The sequence below is a fragment of the Ferdinandcohnia salidurans genome (assembly GCF_042680725.1).
In the GTDB taxonomy this organism is placed as follows: domain Bacteria; phylum Bacillota; class Bacilli; order Bacillales; family Bacillaceae_L; genus Ferdinandcohnia; species Ferdinandcohnia salidurans.
On record NZ_JBHUEK010000029.1, the window covers coordinates 46,163 to 62,599 of the forward strand.

17 protein-coding genes are annotated in these 16,437 nt (G+C 37.6%); 11 read left to right on the plus strand and 6 right to left on the minus strand.

The features are described from left to right. Positions 1 to 5 precede the first annotated feature (5 nt). Positions 6 to 923, minus strand: coding sequence for a sugar-binding transcriptional regulator (locus tag ACFSFW_RS19650; RefSeq protein ID WP_388040690.1), 918 nt, complete (start codon positions 921 to 923; stop codon positions 6 to 8). 512 nt (positions 924 to 1,435) lie between these two features. On the opposite strand from ACFSFW_RS19650, the gene ACFSFW_RS19655 reads away from it, so the two are divergent. The 7 genes from ACFSFW_RS19655 (at position 1,436) to ACFSFW_RS19685 (ending at position 9,630) form a co-directional block, all read left to right on the plus strand. Further along, positions 1,436 to 2,944: a sugar ABC transporter ATP-binding protein gene (locus ACFSFW_RS19655; RefSeq protein WP_388040692.1), complete on the plus strand. Its 1,509-nt coding sequence runs from the start codon at positions 1,436 to 1,438 to the stop codon at positions 2,942 to 2,944. Between the two features lie 152 nt (positions 2,945 to 3,096). Further along, entirely contained in the window at positions 3,097 to 4,098 is a 1,002-nt protein-coding gene (locus ACFSFW_RS19660) for an ABC transporter permease (protein WP_388040693.1), read from the plus strand. Between the two features lie 8 nt (positions 4,099 to 4,106). Then, a complete protein-coding gene (locus ACFSFW_RS19665) occupies positions 4,107 to 5,114 on the plus strand; it encodes an ABC transporter permease (RefSeq protein ID WP_388040695.1) in 1,008 nt (335 codons plus the stop codon). Beyond that, positions 5,107 to 6,192 (plus strand): autoinducer 2 ABC transporter substrate-binding protein LsrB, encoded by a 1,086-nt coding sequence (gene lsrB, locus ACFSFW_RS19670; protein WP_099361000.1) that lies wholly within the window; start codon positions 5,107 to 5,109, stop codon positions 6,190 to 6,192. Before ACFSFW_RS19665 ends, lsrB begins: the two co-directional genes overlap by 8 nt. Positions 6,193 to 6,270: 78 nt before the next feature. Continuing rightward, on the plus strand, positions 6,271 to 7,152 hold the full coding sequence (gene lsrF, locus ACFSFW_RS19675) for a 3-hydroxy-5-phosphonooxypentane-2,4-dione thiolase (RefSeq protein WP_388040697.1): 882 nt from the start codon (positions 6,271 to 6,273) through the stop codon (positions 7,150 to 7,152). Between the two features lie 150 nt (positions 7,153 to 7,302). After that, the gene (gene pepF, locus ACFSFW_RS19680) at positions 7,303 to 9,093 is read left to right on the plus strand and encodes an oligoendopeptidase F (protein ID WP_388040698.1); all 1,791 of its coding nucleotides are present in this window, start codon (positions 7,303 to 7,305) and stop codon (positions 9,091 to 9,093) included. A gap of 168 nt (positions 9,094 to 9,261) precedes the next feature. After that, positions 9,262 to 9,630, plus strand: a complete 369-nt coding sequence (locus ACFSFW_RS19685) for a YkvA family protein (protein ID WP_304219874.1) — start codon at positions 9,262 to 9,264, stop codon at positions 9,628 to 9,630. 249 nt (positions 9,631 to 9,879) lie between these two features. Here ACFSFW_RS19685 and ACFSFW_RS19690 read toward each other — a convergent pair whose 3' ends face one another. The 4 genes from ACFSFW_RS19690 to ACFSFW_RS19705 all read right to left on the minus strand — a co-directional run bounded on the left by ACFSFW_RS19690 (position 9,880) and on the right by ACFSFW_RS19705 (position 11,572). Further along, positions 9,880 to 10,131: a LexA family protein gene (locus tag ACFSFW_RS19690; RefSeq protein WP_388040700.1), complete on the minus strand. Its 252-nt coding sequence runs from the start codon at positions 10,129 to 10,131 to the stop codon at positions 9,880 to 9,882. Next, a complete protein-coding gene (locus ACFSFW_RS19695) occupies positions 10,121 to 10,348 on the minus strand; it encodes a hypothetical protein (RefSeq protein WP_304219873.1) in 228 nt (75 codons plus the stop codon). Before ACFSFW_RS19695 ends, ACFSFW_RS19690 begins: the two co-directional genes overlap by 11 nt. Positions 10,349 to 10,471: 123 nt before the next feature. Next, positions 10,472 to 11,083 carry a hypothetical protein gene (locus ACFSFW_RS19700; RefSeq protein ID WP_388040871.1) on the minus strand — a complete coding sequence of 204 codons (612 nt, stop codon included), beginning with the start codon at positions 11,081 to 11,083 and terminating at the stop codon, positions 10,472 to 10,474. 144 nt (positions 11,084 to 11,227) lie between these two features. Next, positions 11,228 to 11,572 (minus strand): cytosolic protein, encoded by a 345-nt coding sequence (locus ACFSFW_RS19705; protein ID WP_388040874.1) that lies wholly within the window; start codon positions 11,570 to 11,572, stop codon positions 11,228 to 11,230. A gap of 200 nt (positions 11,573 to 11,772) precedes the next feature. On the opposite strand from ACFSFW_RS19705, the gene ACFSFW_RS19710 reads away from it, so the two are divergent. Then, complete coding sequence (locus ACFSFW_RS19710) at positions 11,773 to 12,486, plus strand: YwmB family TATA-box binding protein (protein ID WP_388040701.1); 714 nt, start codon at positions 11,773 to 11,775, stop codon at positions 12,484 to 12,486. Between the two features lie 143 nt (positions 12,487 to 12,629). Next, positions 12,630 to 13,502 (plus strand): EAL domain-containing protein, encoded by an 873-nt coding sequence (locus ACFSFW_RS19715; RefSeq protein WP_388040702.1) that lies wholly within the window; start codon positions 12,630 to 12,632, stop codon positions 13,500 to 13,502. Positions 13,503 to 13,574: 72 nt separating this feature from the next. On the opposite strand, the gene ACFSFW_RS19720 is transcribed toward ACFSFW_RS19715, so the two are convergent. Then, the gene (locus tag ACFSFW_RS19720) at positions 13,575 to 14,561 is read right to left on the minus strand and encodes a GGDEF domain-containing protein (protein WP_388040704.1); all 987 of its coding nucleotides are present in this window, start codon (positions 14,559 to 14,561) and stop codon (positions 13,575 to 13,577) included. Positions 14,562 to 14,854: 293 nt separating this feature from the next. On the opposite strand from ACFSFW_RS19720, the gene ACFSFW_RS19725 reads away from it, so the two are divergent. Continuing rightward, positions 14,855 to 15,367, plus strand: a complete 513-nt coding sequence (locus tag ACFSFW_RS19725; RefSeq protein ID WP_388040706.1) for a YbaK/EbsC family protein — start codon at positions 14,855 to 14,857, stop codon at positions 15,365 to 15,367. A 730-nt stretch (positions 15,368 to 16,097) separates the two neighbouring features. Further along, entirely contained in the window at positions 16,098 to 16,427 is a 330-nt protein-coding gene (locus tag ACFSFW_RS19730; RefSeq protein WP_388040707.1) for a hypothetical protein, read from the plus strand. The last annotated feature ends 10 nt before the right edge of the window (positions 16,428 to 16,437 follow it).

The window sequence follows — 16,437 nt, forward strand, 5'->3', positions numbered from 1 at the left end:
TCTCTTTATATCAATCCTTGGGCAACTGCTTCATCAGTAATTAGAACATCAATATATCCCCCCTTAAGTGCACCAATTATTGCATCCTTTTTTTCAAGGCCGCCAGCAACAGCTACTACATGATTAAGGGATTTTAGTACATCAATTTCAGTACTAATTAGTTGTTTATGAAAATCTAAATCTAAAACATTGCCATTGATGTCGTAAAACTGGCATAATAAATCGCCAACTGCGCCTTTTGACTTTAATATTTCAAAGTCATTTGTATTGAAATAGCCTTCTTTAATCAAGGTGGCTCGATCATTCAGAGCGCCTATTCCGATTACTGTTAAATTCGTATACGGTATCATATCTAATATTTTGCTTACTGATTGTTCCTTTCGTAAATGCTCTGCAATATTTTTAGAGGATACGATTAGGGGGGAAGGAACAATGTAATGATTGTAGTTAGGGTTCGTATAATAGTCTGATCTCGTATCGATAGCGGTAGGCATATAGAATTTTACACCCCCAGAGAGAGAAACAAATGTCACTTTGTATTTTGTTGAGATACGCAAATGTCCTAAAGTTCTAGATACAGCTTCTCCGTAACCAATGCTTAACATCGTATCACTTGTAATACGATCTTCTATATACTGGGCAGCAGCTATCGTTAAACTTTCAACATTCTTTTGATTTGATGTAGGTACAATGATGATATCCTTTAGGTTATATTTTTTCTTAATCTTATTTTGGAGACTAAGATTCTCGATTTCTTCCAGGTTGATTTTAAATTGAATCACATTGTTTGTTTTTGCTTTTTCAAGGTATTTAATAACCTTCATTCTTGATAAATTAAGAGATTCTGATATCTCATTCTGCGTTAAACCTTCAATATAATATTGCCACGCAATTTTTACGATTAAGTCATTTTCATAGTTCATTGTAATCACTCTTCTTAACTATATTTTTGGTTAATACAATTTATTCATATGCCAACAAATGTTCAAAAATGATACAAACATAACATCCCTATTTCCAAAGTTCATGAAAAGCCATTTACAGAAAAATCCTTTTATTATTAGGCGAATAATCTCGAGACTAGGAATATATATGTAATATAAAAGTTCTATGGCCTATAAAATTTTAATAATTATGAAAATGAATAATTTTATTCTGCCTTAATAAAATGTTTTAACTTTATTCAGCAGAAGTCCCTACTTCTATAAGTGGGGGATGAATGAAATTTTGAGTATTCAATCAGTGGTGGGTTTAAACCCCGACTGAATAAAGTGAAAGCCTCCGGCGGATGCCACGATTTTTCAGGGGTAGTTTTTCGAGCGAGCTCGAAAAAAATCGGGCGCAAATACGCTAAGGCGCATTTGATAATCAATCTAAAACCGTTAAAAGAAAGCGATTACAAAAATAGAGAGATTTGTAGGTATGGGGGGTTTTTATGGAAGTGAAAAAAAGGTTGGTAAGGCTAGACAATATCTATAAGACTTTTAATCGAAATGAAGTCCTTAAGGGTGTCTCTCTAGAAATTTATGAATCTGAAGTAATCTCGATTATCGGCGGAAATGGTGCTGGAAAGAGTACACTGATGAAGATTCTTACAGGAGTCTATAATGCGGATAGTGGAAGTATAGAGGTTAATGGAGAGAAAGTGAACCAGTTTAATCCGTCGATTGCGCACGAAAAAGGAATCTATTTGGTACCTCAAGAACCTTTATTATTTCCAAATATGTCAGTTGAGCAAAATCTCACAATTGGGTTGAATAGGAAAAAACAAGAGGTAAGGGAGCAGGCAAAGAAATTAATTCACCAACTAGGCTGGGATTTGGATTTGAATAGATATGCAATTTCATTGTCAATTGCTGAGCAGCAACAAGTAGAAATCATAAAAGGTCTGTTAAGGAATGCGAAGATTCTTATTTTAGATGAACCAACATCTTCGCTAACATTTGCAGAGACGAAAAGCTTATTCAAACTAATTGAGAAATTAAAGGCCGATGGTGTAGGAGTTTTTTATATCACTCATAGACTTGATGAGGTTTTTCAGATATCGACACATGCTGTCATTCTACGAGACGGTAAAGTGACGTTAAAAGGAGAAATCCAAGACTTCACAAAAGAAATGTTAATTAATGGTTTGTTACCAGTAGAAAGCGAACGAAATGGTAAAGAAGAGTTTCGGAAAAGTTTCATCAATCGTGATAAAGAAGAGCCGATCCTTAAGGTCAAAAATATTTGTGGTGATGGTTTTAAAAATATAAGCTTCGATGTTTATAAGGGTGAGGTAGTCGGCCTTGCAGGACTCGTTGGGGCAGGTAGAACTGAAATTGCAGAGGCTATATATGGAATTAATAAGATAACTAGCGGGAAAGTTTATTTGAATGGAAAGGATATTACGGACTTACCCGCAAACGAAACAATTGAAAGTGGCTTAGCTTATATTCCGGAGGATCGGTTTTTAAACGGAACTTTTTCAATTAGTTCAGTAAGTAGTAATATCACTGCACAAGTAATCAAAAATCAAGGCTTTTTCCTAAATAAAAAGTTGGAAGAAGCAATTACGAATGAATATGTTAAAAAGTTAAGCATTAAAATAAGTAGCCAAAATGAAGAAATTAAATCATTGTCTGGCGGAAATCAACAAAAAGTAATCATAGCAAGGATTTTATCAACGAATCCACAGCTTATCATAATGGATGAACCTACTAGGGGAATTGATGCAGCAGCCAGAAGTGATATTTACTCGATTATCACACAACTAAAAGAACAAGGATATTCGATTTTATTGGTCTCTTCAGATTTAGAAGAAATTGAAAGAATTAGTGATCGAATATATGCCATTTATCGTGGAACGTGTGAGGACTGTCTTGGATTTGATGAGATTAATGCAGCAAATGTGATGAGTGCTGCATTTGGAACATATAAGAATCCAGTTCAAAAAGGAGGATGAAAAGGACCGAGAAGATCAAGGCGGTGCAGCTTTGAGTACCGGAGCGTATGCAGTTAATACGTGAGGAAAGGAGAAGCAAGCCAACGCAGAAATTCGATGCGTCATTTTTACCCGACTTTTTGAACATCCTCTTAAAGGAAGAAGTGATAGGCATGTCTAAAATCAATAACCTAACAAAGCATAGGGAGTTTAGAACCATTATCTTCTTGATTATCATTTTTTTGCTGGTAGGTCTAGTTAACTCTGACTTTCTTACTCTGGAAAACATACTAAATTCTGTGAAAAATAGTTTGTTATATATAGTCCTTGCTGTTGGATTGACTTTTGTTCTATTGACTGGAGAAATTGATATCTCTGTTGGAGGTACTTTGGGACTTAGCGCTGCAGTAAGCGGTGTCATTGTAAGGGATGGAGGAAGCATCTTCCTAGCGATTATTGTAGCGATTGCCATTGGTGCATTAATCGGTTTAGTCAATGGAATAGGGGTTACAAAACTTAAAATATCTTCGTTCATTATGACTCTAGGTATGTTGGAAATCGTAAGGGTTGTACAAGTAATTTACACAGATGGAAAATGGATTGAAAATCTGCCTGCAAATTTCAAGCAAATCTCACAGATTAATCTACTGGGAATGAATCTATTAGGGATTATTGTGATTTCGGCCGTTATTATCCTACATCTTTACTTGTCAAATAGTAGGAAAGGGAGGTACTTCTCGGCTATTGGTGATAATGAGGATGGAGCTATATTAATGGGAATACCCGTAATAAGGTATAAAATCATATCATTTGTCATTTGCGGAATCTCAGCTAGTTTAGCCGGCCTCATCTTTGCAAGTCAGGTTGGTTTTATTTCAACCACTGCGGGATTAGGGATAGAGATGACGGTAATTGCAGCCGCTGTTCTTGGAGGAGTCTCCTTAAGCGGGGGCATAGGTTCTGTCATTGGTGCGGCGATTGGAGCCATTATTATGAGTTCAATTAATTCGGCTTTAGTATTCTTAAAAGTTCCAGCATTTTGGAATGCCACAATCTCAGGGTCTCTATTGATCATTATTGTCGTAGTTGATGTGCTCATTTTCCATAGAGCTAATAAGAAGGCGAAAAAGGAAAGATTAAATGCGAGAGTGCTAACTTTAAAGGAGGAGGTGTGAAGTTTGAGATGCTGAAAAAAATACCAAAGTGGAATTTGATCCTTTTTCTAACGTTAGTTGGTGAAATTATTATCTTTGGTTTAATTAACCCAAGGTTTTGGAATATAAATGTTCTTTTAAATAGTTTTAATGACTTTGTAGGAATTGCCATCATTGCTTTTTTTGTGACATTTGTCGTAATTACAGGTGGTATCGATATTTCAGGGGGATCTATTATTGGGCTAACCTCTGTAGTAACGGGTATGCTAGCACAATTTGTTGGAATGAATATTTGGATTGCAGCCCTTTTAGCAGTACTAGTTGGAGGTCTCTGTGGTTTGCTGAATGGAGTACTTATCGCATATACCAAAGTTCAGGCCATGGTTATAACGCTAGGGGGAATGCTTTTATATAGTGGAATTGCAATTGTATTAGTTGGTTTATCAGGAACAAGCACATATGAGGGGATTTCTGGATTTTCGCAAGAGTTTATAAATCTAGCAAATGGAAAAATTCTTGGAATACCACATTCTGTTATTCTCTTTCTTGTAATACTAGTAATTGCTTATATTCTACTTCATAGAACGAGATATGGGAGATACATCTATTTAACTGGAATCAACCAAAATGCTGCGGAGTACTCAGGTATTGATACTAGGAAGATTATCACTAGTACCTATATTTTATCAGGGTTAAGTGCAGGTGTTGCTGGGGTAATTTTAACTTCGTATTTGGGAAGTTCTCGAGCTGATTTTGGTGCGGAGTATTTAATGCCAATTTTAACAGCCGTTGTCCTAGGAGGAACATTAATAACTGGAGGTAAAGGGGGTGTTATCGGCACTGCACTTGCAAGCATAGTTGTTGGTTTCTTAAAGCTAGGATTGCAAATGGGAGGAGTTCAAACACAATATATAGGCTTAGCTACAGGATTGCTCTTAATTACTTCGGTTGCATTCTTAGGTGTTCCAGGATTCAAGTCCAAGGTGAAAAGGTTCTTAACGATTAAAAAGGACAGAGGGGGAAATCTACATGCGTAAATCCAAGTTTTTTAAACTATTAACGGGAGTGGCTCTTTCCACATTATTATTAGCAGCCTGTAGCGGTAAAGATGCTGGAAACAGTACAGATAATGGTTCCGGTGGGGAAAAAGATGCAGGAGATATTGAAGTAGTTTTTATTCCGAAAATGACGGGGAATGCATTTTTTGAATCAGGAAATGATGGAGCACAAGAAATGGCCGAAAAGATTGGATTTAATGTGAAATATGATGGTGCACCAGAGGGTACAGTTGCAAATCAGGTGCAGATTATTAATAGTGCAGTCAATAGTGGTGCTGATGCAATAGCGATATCATCAGTTACCTCAGATGGTTTAAATCAAGCTTTACAAAAAGCATTAGATGCAGGAATTAAAGTTGTTACGTGGGATTCAGATGTTGACCCGAAATATCGAACTGCATATATAAATCAAGGTACACCAGACATCCTCGGTGCAATGCTAGTCGACATGGCAGCAAGTCAACTTGAAAATCCTGATGAAGCACAACAGGTCGCATGGTTCTACTCAAGTCCAACTGTGCCTGATCAAAATTCATGGGTTGATTATGCAAATAAATATATAAAAGAAAAATATCCTAAATGGGAAGTTGTAACAACTCAATTTGGTGAAGGGAATGAACAAAAATCTCTCCAAGTGGGTGAAAGTATTTTAGATTCATATTCAGATATCGATATCATTATTTGTCCTGACTCAACTGCTCTACCTGCAATGGCACAAGCGGCACAAAATAAAGGACTAAATAAGGATGATGTGATCATTACTGGATTTGCATCTCCAAATTCTATGAGACAGTATATTGAAAATGATACGATCGAAAACCATGGTTTATGGGACGTAAAAGACCAAGGGGCTCTCGCAGTCTATATTGCATACTATTTAGCTCAAGGAAATGAACTAAAAGTAGGTGACACTGTAGATGTTCCGGAACTAGGGGAAGTAAAAGTAGAGCCAAATACTGTTCAAGGTTATGAGTACGAGGCCGAAGATTCCGGAATTATTGTATTACCTGAAAGGATCGTATTCACGAAGGATAATACAGGCGACTATGATTTCTAAAACCTTACTTTGAACGAATTTTCGCTTATTTTCTTTTTGATACGATTCTAGATATATAGTAAGGAGAGGAAGAAAAAAATGGCAGATGTAATTGGAAACAAAGCGGCAAAGAAATTTTTAGAGGAAACTCCTTTTGCCAATAACGGCACCTTTCATGTGAAAGGAGCAGCTAATTTAGATTGGGGAATGAAGGATCGATTATCTAGAATTTTTAATCCTAAAAGTCAAAAGACAGTCATGTTGGCTTTCGACCATGGATATTTTATGGGACCTACATCTGGCTTAGAAAGATTAGATATCCTTATTCCGAAATTAGCCAATTACGCTGATTGCTTAATGGGAACTAGAGGGGCAATCAGAAGTAGTGTCCCCCCAACCTTTAATAAATCAATAGCACTCCGGGCGTCATCAGGCTCAAGTGTATTGCAGGATGACTTGAGTCATGAATCGATGGTTGTTGATATTGAAGATGCTATTCGAATGAACGCAAGTGCGATAGCAATCCAAACCTTCATCGGAGCTGATGGGCAAAAGGAAACAATTGAACAATTAAATAAAGCAGTCAATTTAGGAACGAGGTATTCCATACCAACTATGGGTGTTGTTGCAGTCGGGAAGGAAATGGAACGCACAACCCAATTCTTCCTCTTAGCAACTAGGATGCTAGCAGAATTTGGTGTGCAAATTGTTAAAACCTATTATTGTGATGATTTTGAAAAGGTCGCCTCCGCTTGTCCTGTACCATTAGTAGTTGCGGGAGGTAAGAAGATTCCTGAAAAGGATGCACTTTCCTTAGCTTATAATTCGATACAGGGAGGAGCAGCTGGAGTTGATATGGGAAGAAACATCTTCCAATCAGAATACCCTGAGGAAATGATTCAGGCTGTTGGAAAGGTTGTTCATGAAGGATATACGGATAAAGAAGCATACGAGTTTTTCTTAGATTTAACGAATCAATAATCTAAAATTATTAGACATCAAGCTTCTACCTAGATAAAGGTAGAAGCTTGATTTTTGTTGGTCTTTTCAAAAAGTATTTTAACTTTTTAGATTAGTACGATATAATTTAGTTATATTTCGTTTTACGAAATATTGAAAGGGGAAATTCAAATGGCATTATTACGTTCAGAAGTACCTGTTGAGCAAACATGGAACCTACAAGGTTTATTTGAAACCGATGAAGCTTGGGAAAGAGAGCTTTCGTCTGTTGAAATTGACATCCAAACCGTAACACAATTTAAGGGGACTGTTGGGAAAAGTGCTAAGAACTTGCTTGATTGCTTATTGGCAAAAGACGCACTTCATGAAAGAGTTATGCGTGTAGTGAGCTATGCAGATTTACATATGTCGGTAGACGGTACAAATTCCGTTTATCAAACAAATGCTGCCCGGGCTGCATCCTTGGTCTCCAGTGTAAGTGCGAGTATGTCATTTATAAAATCAGAGCTACTTGCATTAGATTCAGAAACCATCCAAACTTACATAAAAGAGGAACAAGGATTACAAGAATTCATAAAAACGTTATCAGATATCTTAGAGGCCAAGGAATATACACTATCCCCTGATGCAGAGGAAGTTTTAGCTGCGTTTGGAGAGGTGATGGATTCGCCATATATGATCTACCAAAGAAGCAAAACATCAGATATGCAGTTTTCAGCATTTAAGACGGATGATGACATCGAACATCCACTTTCCTTTAACTCATTCCCAAAATATGAGGACTCTCCGGATACGGAATTGCGTCGTAAGGCTTCTGCAGCTTTTGCTGAAACACTGGATAAATATAAAAACACCTATGCTGCCACATTGGCTACAGAGGTAAAAAAGCAAGTCATTGAAGCGCGCTTACGTGGGTATGAGTCTGTAACAGATATGCTACTTGATGAACAACAGGTTACAAAGGAAATGTACCATAATCAGTTACATACCATTCAAACTGAGTTAGCGCCACATATGCGACGCCTCGCTAAATTAAAGCAGCGCGTACTAGGGCTTGAAAAAATGTATTATAGTGATTTAAAGGCTCCGCTTGATCCAGACTTTGACCCAGAGGTAACGTATGAGGAGGCTTCAAGGTATGTTCTTGATGCCATCCAGGTTATGGGGCCGGAATATAGTAAGATTATGGAGGAAGGCATCCATAATCGCTGGGTCGATTTAGCTGATAATGTTGGGAAACGATCGGGTGCATTCTGTTCGAGCCCATATGGCGCCCACCCATATATTTTAATGACATGGAATAATTCTATGCGAAATACGTTTACCCTTGCACATGAATTGGGACATGCTGGTCACTTTGTGCTAGCGGGGCGTAATCAACGCATCTCAAACAATCGCCCTTCACGATATTTTATCGAGGCGCCTTCGACAATGAATGAGATGCTGTTGAGTAGACATATTCTTTCACAATCCAATGATGAACAGATGAAGCGCTGGGTGATTTTACAATCGTTAGGCACCTACTACCATAATTTCGTCACACATATATTAGAAGGTGAATTACAACGTCGTATCTATGAGTTGGCTGATAAAGGAACCCCTATTACAGCAAAACTGTTATGTGAACAAAAAACAGAGCTGCTGTCGACATTCTGGGGAGATGATGTGGTAATGGATGAGCTGGCTGCTTTAACATGGATGCGTCAGCCACATTATTACATGGGTCTATATCCATATACGTATTCAGCAGGTCTGACTGCTTCAACAGCTGCCTCCCAGATGATTCAAGAAGAGGGCCAGCCTGCAGTCGATCGCTGGTTATCTGCATTAAAAGCAGGTGGAACACTGAAACCACTTGAGTTGATGAAGCTTGCAGGTGTGGATATGTCAACTCCAGAACCAATTAAAAAAGCAGTTGCCTATGTTGGTTCATTGGTAGATGAGCTTGAAAGAAGTTTTTAATTAAAACGATTCAACCTAGTCATTTTGGCTAGGTTTTTTTGTGTAAAAATGATTTTGAGGCATAAGATAAGGAAAGTGAAATTTTAAAGCTTGTACAATGATTCATTTATTCGCCTATGTAGTACAATAGTAGTAAAAGATTCAGATAACTTAAAATGGGGGATTCACATGGATGAAATGGAAAAGCATTATTCAGACCATAAATTTTGGGAAAAACTTAAAAAGTTTGCGTTAAGAGCGGGCCATTCAGTCGTATATACGGCACTATTGTTGTACTATGTACTTCAAAAACCTGATTTACCTGCAAAAGCAAGGGTGACGATTCTTGCTGCATTGGGGTATTTTATATTTCCAGTGGACCTCATTCCAGACCTTGCAGTAGGTATCGGCTTTACAGATGACTTAGGTGCCTTGGGTGTTGCCCTATTCCAAGTGGCCATCCATATTGATGACAATGTCAAAGCAAAGGCAAAAGCAAAGTTAGTTGACTGGTTTGGCGATGATGTCGATACCTCAGAAGTGGATGAAAAACTCTAACTTTATTCAGCAGAGGTCCTCTACTTATGTAAGCAAGAGTTGTTTGATTATGGTTCAAATCCAGACTGAATAAAGTTAATGCCTCCGGCGGATGCCACAGATTTTCAGAGGTAATTTTTCGAGCGTAAGATCAAAGACTAAAAACGCCACTTCCTGTGGCAACGTCTTTGTGACCCACATCGTGTGGGCCCAATAAATCTGGGCGCAAATACGCCAAGGCGTATTTGATTAAGTTTAACAGAACTACCCTTATTTTGCCTGGGGTAGTTCTTTTTTTAGGGTGATGGATCGTGGTGTTCTGGGCTCATAATGAAGGACTCCTTTTTCTTTAAGGCGATCCAGATATGCTTTGATTGTGCTTGTTGAACTCACCGAAGTACAGAGTCTAGAAAGTTCACGGATCGTCGGAGCTTTGTGGAATTTCTTCATATATTTTTCAATTTGTTCAAGTAATTCCTGTTCGGTGTCCTCCATTCGCATCTGTAGTGTTCTAATTTGCAAACTTAACAACTCCTTTTTTCCTTGGTACATCTGCAGACAAAATGCTATCTATTTTAAAGGTTCTTTTTTTATGACGAAGCAAGCAAAAGGCATTGATAGTATGTTCATTGATTTCGTAAACTTTGATTAGACGTTGTGTAAGTATGCCATTTTGTGAGATATAGATGATTTCGATAGGTGTGTGCTGAATTAGTGCACGCTGTAAAATCCCGCGCATGTAATCATCTCCTTTTTTATATTATATACGAACGTATATTCTATTATCAACAAAAACAAGAACATTTATTCGCATTTTGGGAGATGTGAAATAAAAAAACACCAGGCTAGAAGACCTGGTGATTTATGATTTGGATGAAATGGTTGGAGCTGATTGTTGCGTTGGGTCTGCAATCCTTTTTCCAGGAATGCCGTTTGTCTCCAGCAATTCGATGATCTTATCAAGATGTTCTTCATTTTCAACAACAACGAAATTGAAGAATGGGAATATACTTTTGACCTTAATCGTTAACTTATATCCGAAATTTATACGGTCATCAATGCCATACAAATCATGCCAGCGGACAATTCGTTCGACTTCATATTCCTTGACTCGGCTATAGGAAAAATATCGGCCCTGAAGGATAATACCTTTTGGTAATAAAAAGAGGTTTCCACGGTGGCGAACTGCACTAATGAGTGCAAAAAAGAAATAGGCCATAGAAAAAAAGGAAGACCCTAAATAATCTGTTGTAAGAAAGACAAGTAATAGTCCTATGAGAACTACGATTACAGCCGCCGTTCCCCATTTGACAATTTTATAAGATCTCGTTGATTTAGAAAGTGGCTCCATTTCCTTATACTCATTTGGGATGAGGAGGCCACGGAACTCCTCTTCCGTTTGCGGGAAAAGGGCTTCTTTTGAAAGATCGACTGCCTTTTTAATACTGATTCTGTATTGAATCAAATAATACACACCAAGTATGAAAACAATCGAAAAAAAGATATCTACAAACAAATAATCACCGACCTTGATTTTTACATTATTTTCTATATATCTATTTTTTCATATTTTTGGCTTTTTGAAAAGGAAAAAGACCACATTGATGTGGCCTTCCTCTTATGCTTGTTTTGCATCTTCAACGATATGGTATAGCAGGTGAGCGAGATGATGGATTGCTCCATACTCCTGCTCTTCGTCCTCTGATTCTTCATCTGAGAACTCAAGGTCATTAAGGTACAATGCCATAAATTCATAAAAATCCTTTAGCTCAAATGAGAAACAGTATGTAGGTTCTTCACTATTTTCTTCATATTGAAGGGCAAGATAATGGATATTTCCCTCGGCATCCGCGCCATCGAAAAAGACAAAAAATCCAATATTTGTATCAAGTTCAAATAAGTGTCGCGTACCACCTTCAGTCACTCGATTAAAATCATCTTCTTCAAGTATACCGACCTTCATTGCTTCAACTGCATCTTCTTTATGAAATGAAACATTTATTGATTTCAAAGATCACACCTCCTTAGGCTCATCTTTAGTATTGTACTAAAAATATAAAAAGTAAAACAGCTAAAAGAAATTTATCGATTTTTAAGATTACTAGATTTTCAGGTATAGAACCTAAAAACCCTGGCTATCCTTGTTAAAGAGGTGAGGGACAAATGAAAATGACAATTGCATTAATCCTATCGTTCGGAATTTTAACAGGATTTTATAACAATCAGGAAGAAATCATTCAAAGAAATGATCTAGTGGATATTAAAGAAATGGCTGATAAAAATGAAGTTGAAATTTCATCTTGGATGGCCTTATCTCGAGGTAAGGTTGGACAAGCAAATAATGTACATGAAATGATACAACAGATTGAAACATTCATGAGTAATCATGATTCATATAGTTGGAAAAGCATTCTTAAAGAAGAAAACAGCCATTATGTTTGGCAAGGATTAAAAGAAAATGATAACGGAATTACGGAGTCAATTAAGCTAAAAGCCTATAAATCGGGTGATAAGTACGAAATCGCGATCACGAATGAAGCAAAAGGGAATCAGCTTACTGCAGACCATGTTGAGTGGGTAAGTGAAACTTTTGTGGAAAGTAATACTTTTTATACAGTTTCCGGAGTAATGAAATCCAACGTTAACCAATTAGATGAGGTTGCCGCAAAGATGGTTGGAGACGTGAATGCAACAATGGTAGAGCGGCTACAAGAAAAGAAGTTTGTGTCGGTTTCAGCTTATTCAAAAGTTTTCGAATCTGAATTGAAAACAGCGAAAGAGGAAAAAATTAATCTTCAACTAGGTTTACGAATAAATGCAGATAAAAATGAAATCGACGTAACGATTGGAACGCCAATTATCACAACCGAATATTAAGCGAGTAGGCTTGGAGAGAATTCCAAGCCTACTTTTATTTACAGAAACTTTACAAAATCTTATCGTTTCAAAGAAAGCTCTCACTTTATAATATAGATAGAGATATAGACATCATGTTAATTTTGTACAAAAGGTAGGGGCCCATGAAGACAAATCATTTACGTAATCTAATGCATTTTCTAGCTTTTTTACATAAGAAAAAGGGCACATTATACCAAGAATACAAACGAGACGAAGAACTTAAGAAACTCATGGATAAATCAAAAGTAAAAACAGTATTTCAACCAATACTTTCACTAGGTGAAGGAACTACTATAGGCTTTGAAATATTAAATAGACCTGAAAGAACCGTACATTTTCCGACAACAGAAACCTTTTATGACTATGTTGGGGAAAGCTCCTATGTCTTTATGGTGGAACAATTCTTACGAAATCTTTCGATTGAACGGTTTGCTGAGCAGGTTAAAAACCAAAATAGCTATACGACTCCGATTGTGTTTCTTAACATACAAACGCAAGTATTGGCAGACCCCTGTTGGCGAAGCGGGATCACAAAGGAATTACTAGAAAAACATAATTTATCCCCGAGCCAAATCGTGTTAGAGTTAACGGAAAAACAATCCGTTATAAACTATAATCAATTTGAAGAATTAATCGAACATTACCGGAAACAAGGCTTTCGAATTGCGGTCGATGATGCGGGGACTGGATATAATAGCTTACAAACTCTCGTGTACCTTAAGCCTGAATTCATTAAGCTGGATAAATCCCTTATCCGAAATATTCACTGTTACCGCGAAAATCAGCACTTAGTGAAGCTGTTAGTAAAATATGCGATGCAGGTAGGGACGAAAATTATCGCCGAGGGCATTGAAACAGAGGATGAACTTAAATATTTGCAAGGTATTGGTGTACATATGGGGCAGGGATACGCACTTGGCAAACCGATGCCAGAGCTCCAGCAAGGAAGAGTGCCTAAAGTAAATATGCATCAGCAACTAGCGTTAACCCTGTAAAGTGAAACTTCAACCAGTGGGGGATTTCCATCCCTCACTGATTGTTAGTTGAACCAATCAGAAGGCCCTTGTTTACACAAGAGTCTTCTTTTTTATGTTCTCTTCATAGTCTTCCAGTGTAAGGTAAATACTGTTTCTGATTGATTTACAGTAGCTTTTTACTTTTGCTGATTCCTTGCTTAATTGTTCAAGAGATGTAATGGGTCTCTTTTTATTTTGAATGATTGCAATAGAGATGCTAGCCAAAGGTAGTTTTTCGAAAACCCCTTGTCTACTTATACCCGTCACATATCCTTTTTCAAAGTCCTCCTTCGAGTAGAAGATCTGCAAGGAATCGGTAAATCGCTCAATGATACTGTCACATATGGCTCCATAGTGGTGATGTGGAATCGTTGCTATAAAATCGTCACCACCAATATGCCCAATAAAAGAAGGCTCATTTTCGGTGGTCGTGATGACTTCAGAAAGAATCAATGCAGTTTCTTTAATGAGTTCATCACCCTTCGAAAACCCGTATGTATCGTTAAATGCTTTAAATGAATCAATATCAATATACAATACACTGAACCTATTAAATGTTAGGACCTCTTGCAGGGTTTCTTTTATTACATTGTTTCCGGGTAATCCTGTTAATGGGTTCGAGTAGCGTGCATTTCTTATCTGAATTTCAGCGAGTTTCATAATAAGTTCTCGAATACTAACGATTCCAAAGAAGGCATTTTCCTTTGTTACAATCACAATATCGTATATATGCTCTAACTTCCGATTCATTGCAAGAGAACTCACTTCTGTTAGTGGTAGGCTATAATCGACAATTAAGATTTCGTTGTCCATAACGAGATCAATCGTTCTTTTCATAAAGAGATCGAATCCATATTTGGTGGAAAGCCTTTGAAAAAAGTGTGTCTTCATGACCAACCCAACTGGTTTATGATTCATGCATACTACAATTCCCTCTATGCTAGACTCTTTTTCAAATATCGTATACACATCTTCACATTTTGTTGAAGGAGACACTATGAAACTATCTTTTGCTATTTCTCCTATCACAATGTCCATTTAACTGTCATCTCCCATACTATTATTTTTCTAGATGCAGCTACTACATTTACATTCCTATAGGAATAGAGAAATAATACTAATTACCCATAATAAGATTATCAATCTCCTATTAATAATTTAATGTAACATCGTTAATATTTTGTAAATAAAGTATTAATTTTCAAGTTTTTGTCAATAAGTATAACGTTTATACTAGCTTAAGTTCCTTGGAGGCGTGTGAGCATATTTTGTGATTTTTTAAAATTGTATGCTAAATTAATAGAATATACTTCGAAGAAAGGATGAATAATATGTCACTTGAGAGTGTAAAAGAGCATTTAAAAAAATGGAACCGTGAAAAAGATGTGTTGGAGTTTGATTCATTGAGTGCAACCGTTGATCAGGCTGCTGATACAATCGGCGTTGCTCCTGAACGGATTGCAAAGACCCTTTCCTTTCGAGGAAAAGAGGATGCTGCGATTTTAGTTGTAGCAGCAGGGGATGCAAAAATTGATAATAAAAAATTTCGTAATACCTTTGGGTTTAAGGCAAGAATGTTGTCAGCAGAAGAAGTAGTCGAACAAACTGGACATGTCATCGGAGGGGTGTGCCCGTTTGGCCTGGCGAACAATCTAGACGTTTACTTGGACGAGTCCCTAAAGCGTTTCACCACCGTATTTCCAGCATGCGGCAGCATCAATTCTGCTATCGAACTAACCTGTGATGAACTATTCCAATACTCCGAAGCAAAACAATGGGTCGACGTATGCAAAGGCTGGCAACATGAGGAAACAGCAGAAAAAGAAGCAGTCCAAAACAAATAAGTGGGTCGGAGGGACAGGTCCCTCGTCCCACCATATTTTTACAGGGATAATGAGATTGTTTGGGTAGGTACAGATAAAGGGGGCTCCTCTTCATTGAGGGTATGAAGGGGAAAACCTGGCGGTAGATTCAGAGGAATCCTCTTCATTGAGGGTATGAGGAGGAAAACGAGTCGGTGGAACCAGAGAAATCCTCTTGATCGAGGTAATGAAGAGGAAACCGAGCCGGCAGATCCGTCGGAATCCTCTTCATTTAGGTTATGAAGAGGAAATCAAGTCGAAGGATGCAGAGAAATCCCCTTCATCGAGGGTATGAAGGGGAAAACGAGCTGGTAGATCCAGAGAAATCCTCTTCATCAAGATTATGAAGAGGAAAACGAGTCGGAAGATCCAGAGAAATCCTCTTCATCGGGGTTGTGAAGAGGAAAACGAGCTGGTAGACCCCGAGAAATCCTCTTCATCGAGGGTATGAAGAGGAAAACGCGTCGGTATATCGCGATATATCCTCTTAATCGGGGTAATGAAGAGGAAATCATGGCGGTAGACTCAGAGAAATCCTCATCACCATGCTCAATTTGCCCCCACGTCCCAATCCATTTCCCACACGAGAGCTTTATTAGAATCTTGTACAATACCAAAGCACATTAATCGGAACCAATCTAACCAATCTAACATAATCTGTTATGAAGGCCCAAAAATTCATACTAATAAATGAGCAGCAGGAGGGTTACAGATGTTTTATGCACGGTTGGTTCAATATAAACTAGGAAATGGGCAGAGGTTAACCGCAGAGAAGCTAACAAAAGAGTTTGATCGAGTTAGTAGAGGGCTAATGGGATTTAGAGGGAATGTCTATTTTTTTGATGATTCTTCTGGTGAGTATCGAGCAGTAAACTATTGGGATACCAAACAAGATGCCGAGTCTGCACATAAGGTAATCTCTCCAAAATTAGAAGAAGCGTTACAGCAATATACCAATGAAAAGCCTACTTATCGCTTCTTTGAAGTATTTGATGCCATTGATGATGGGGAGATTATCTCATCACATACCATAACTAAATGAAAAAAGAGCT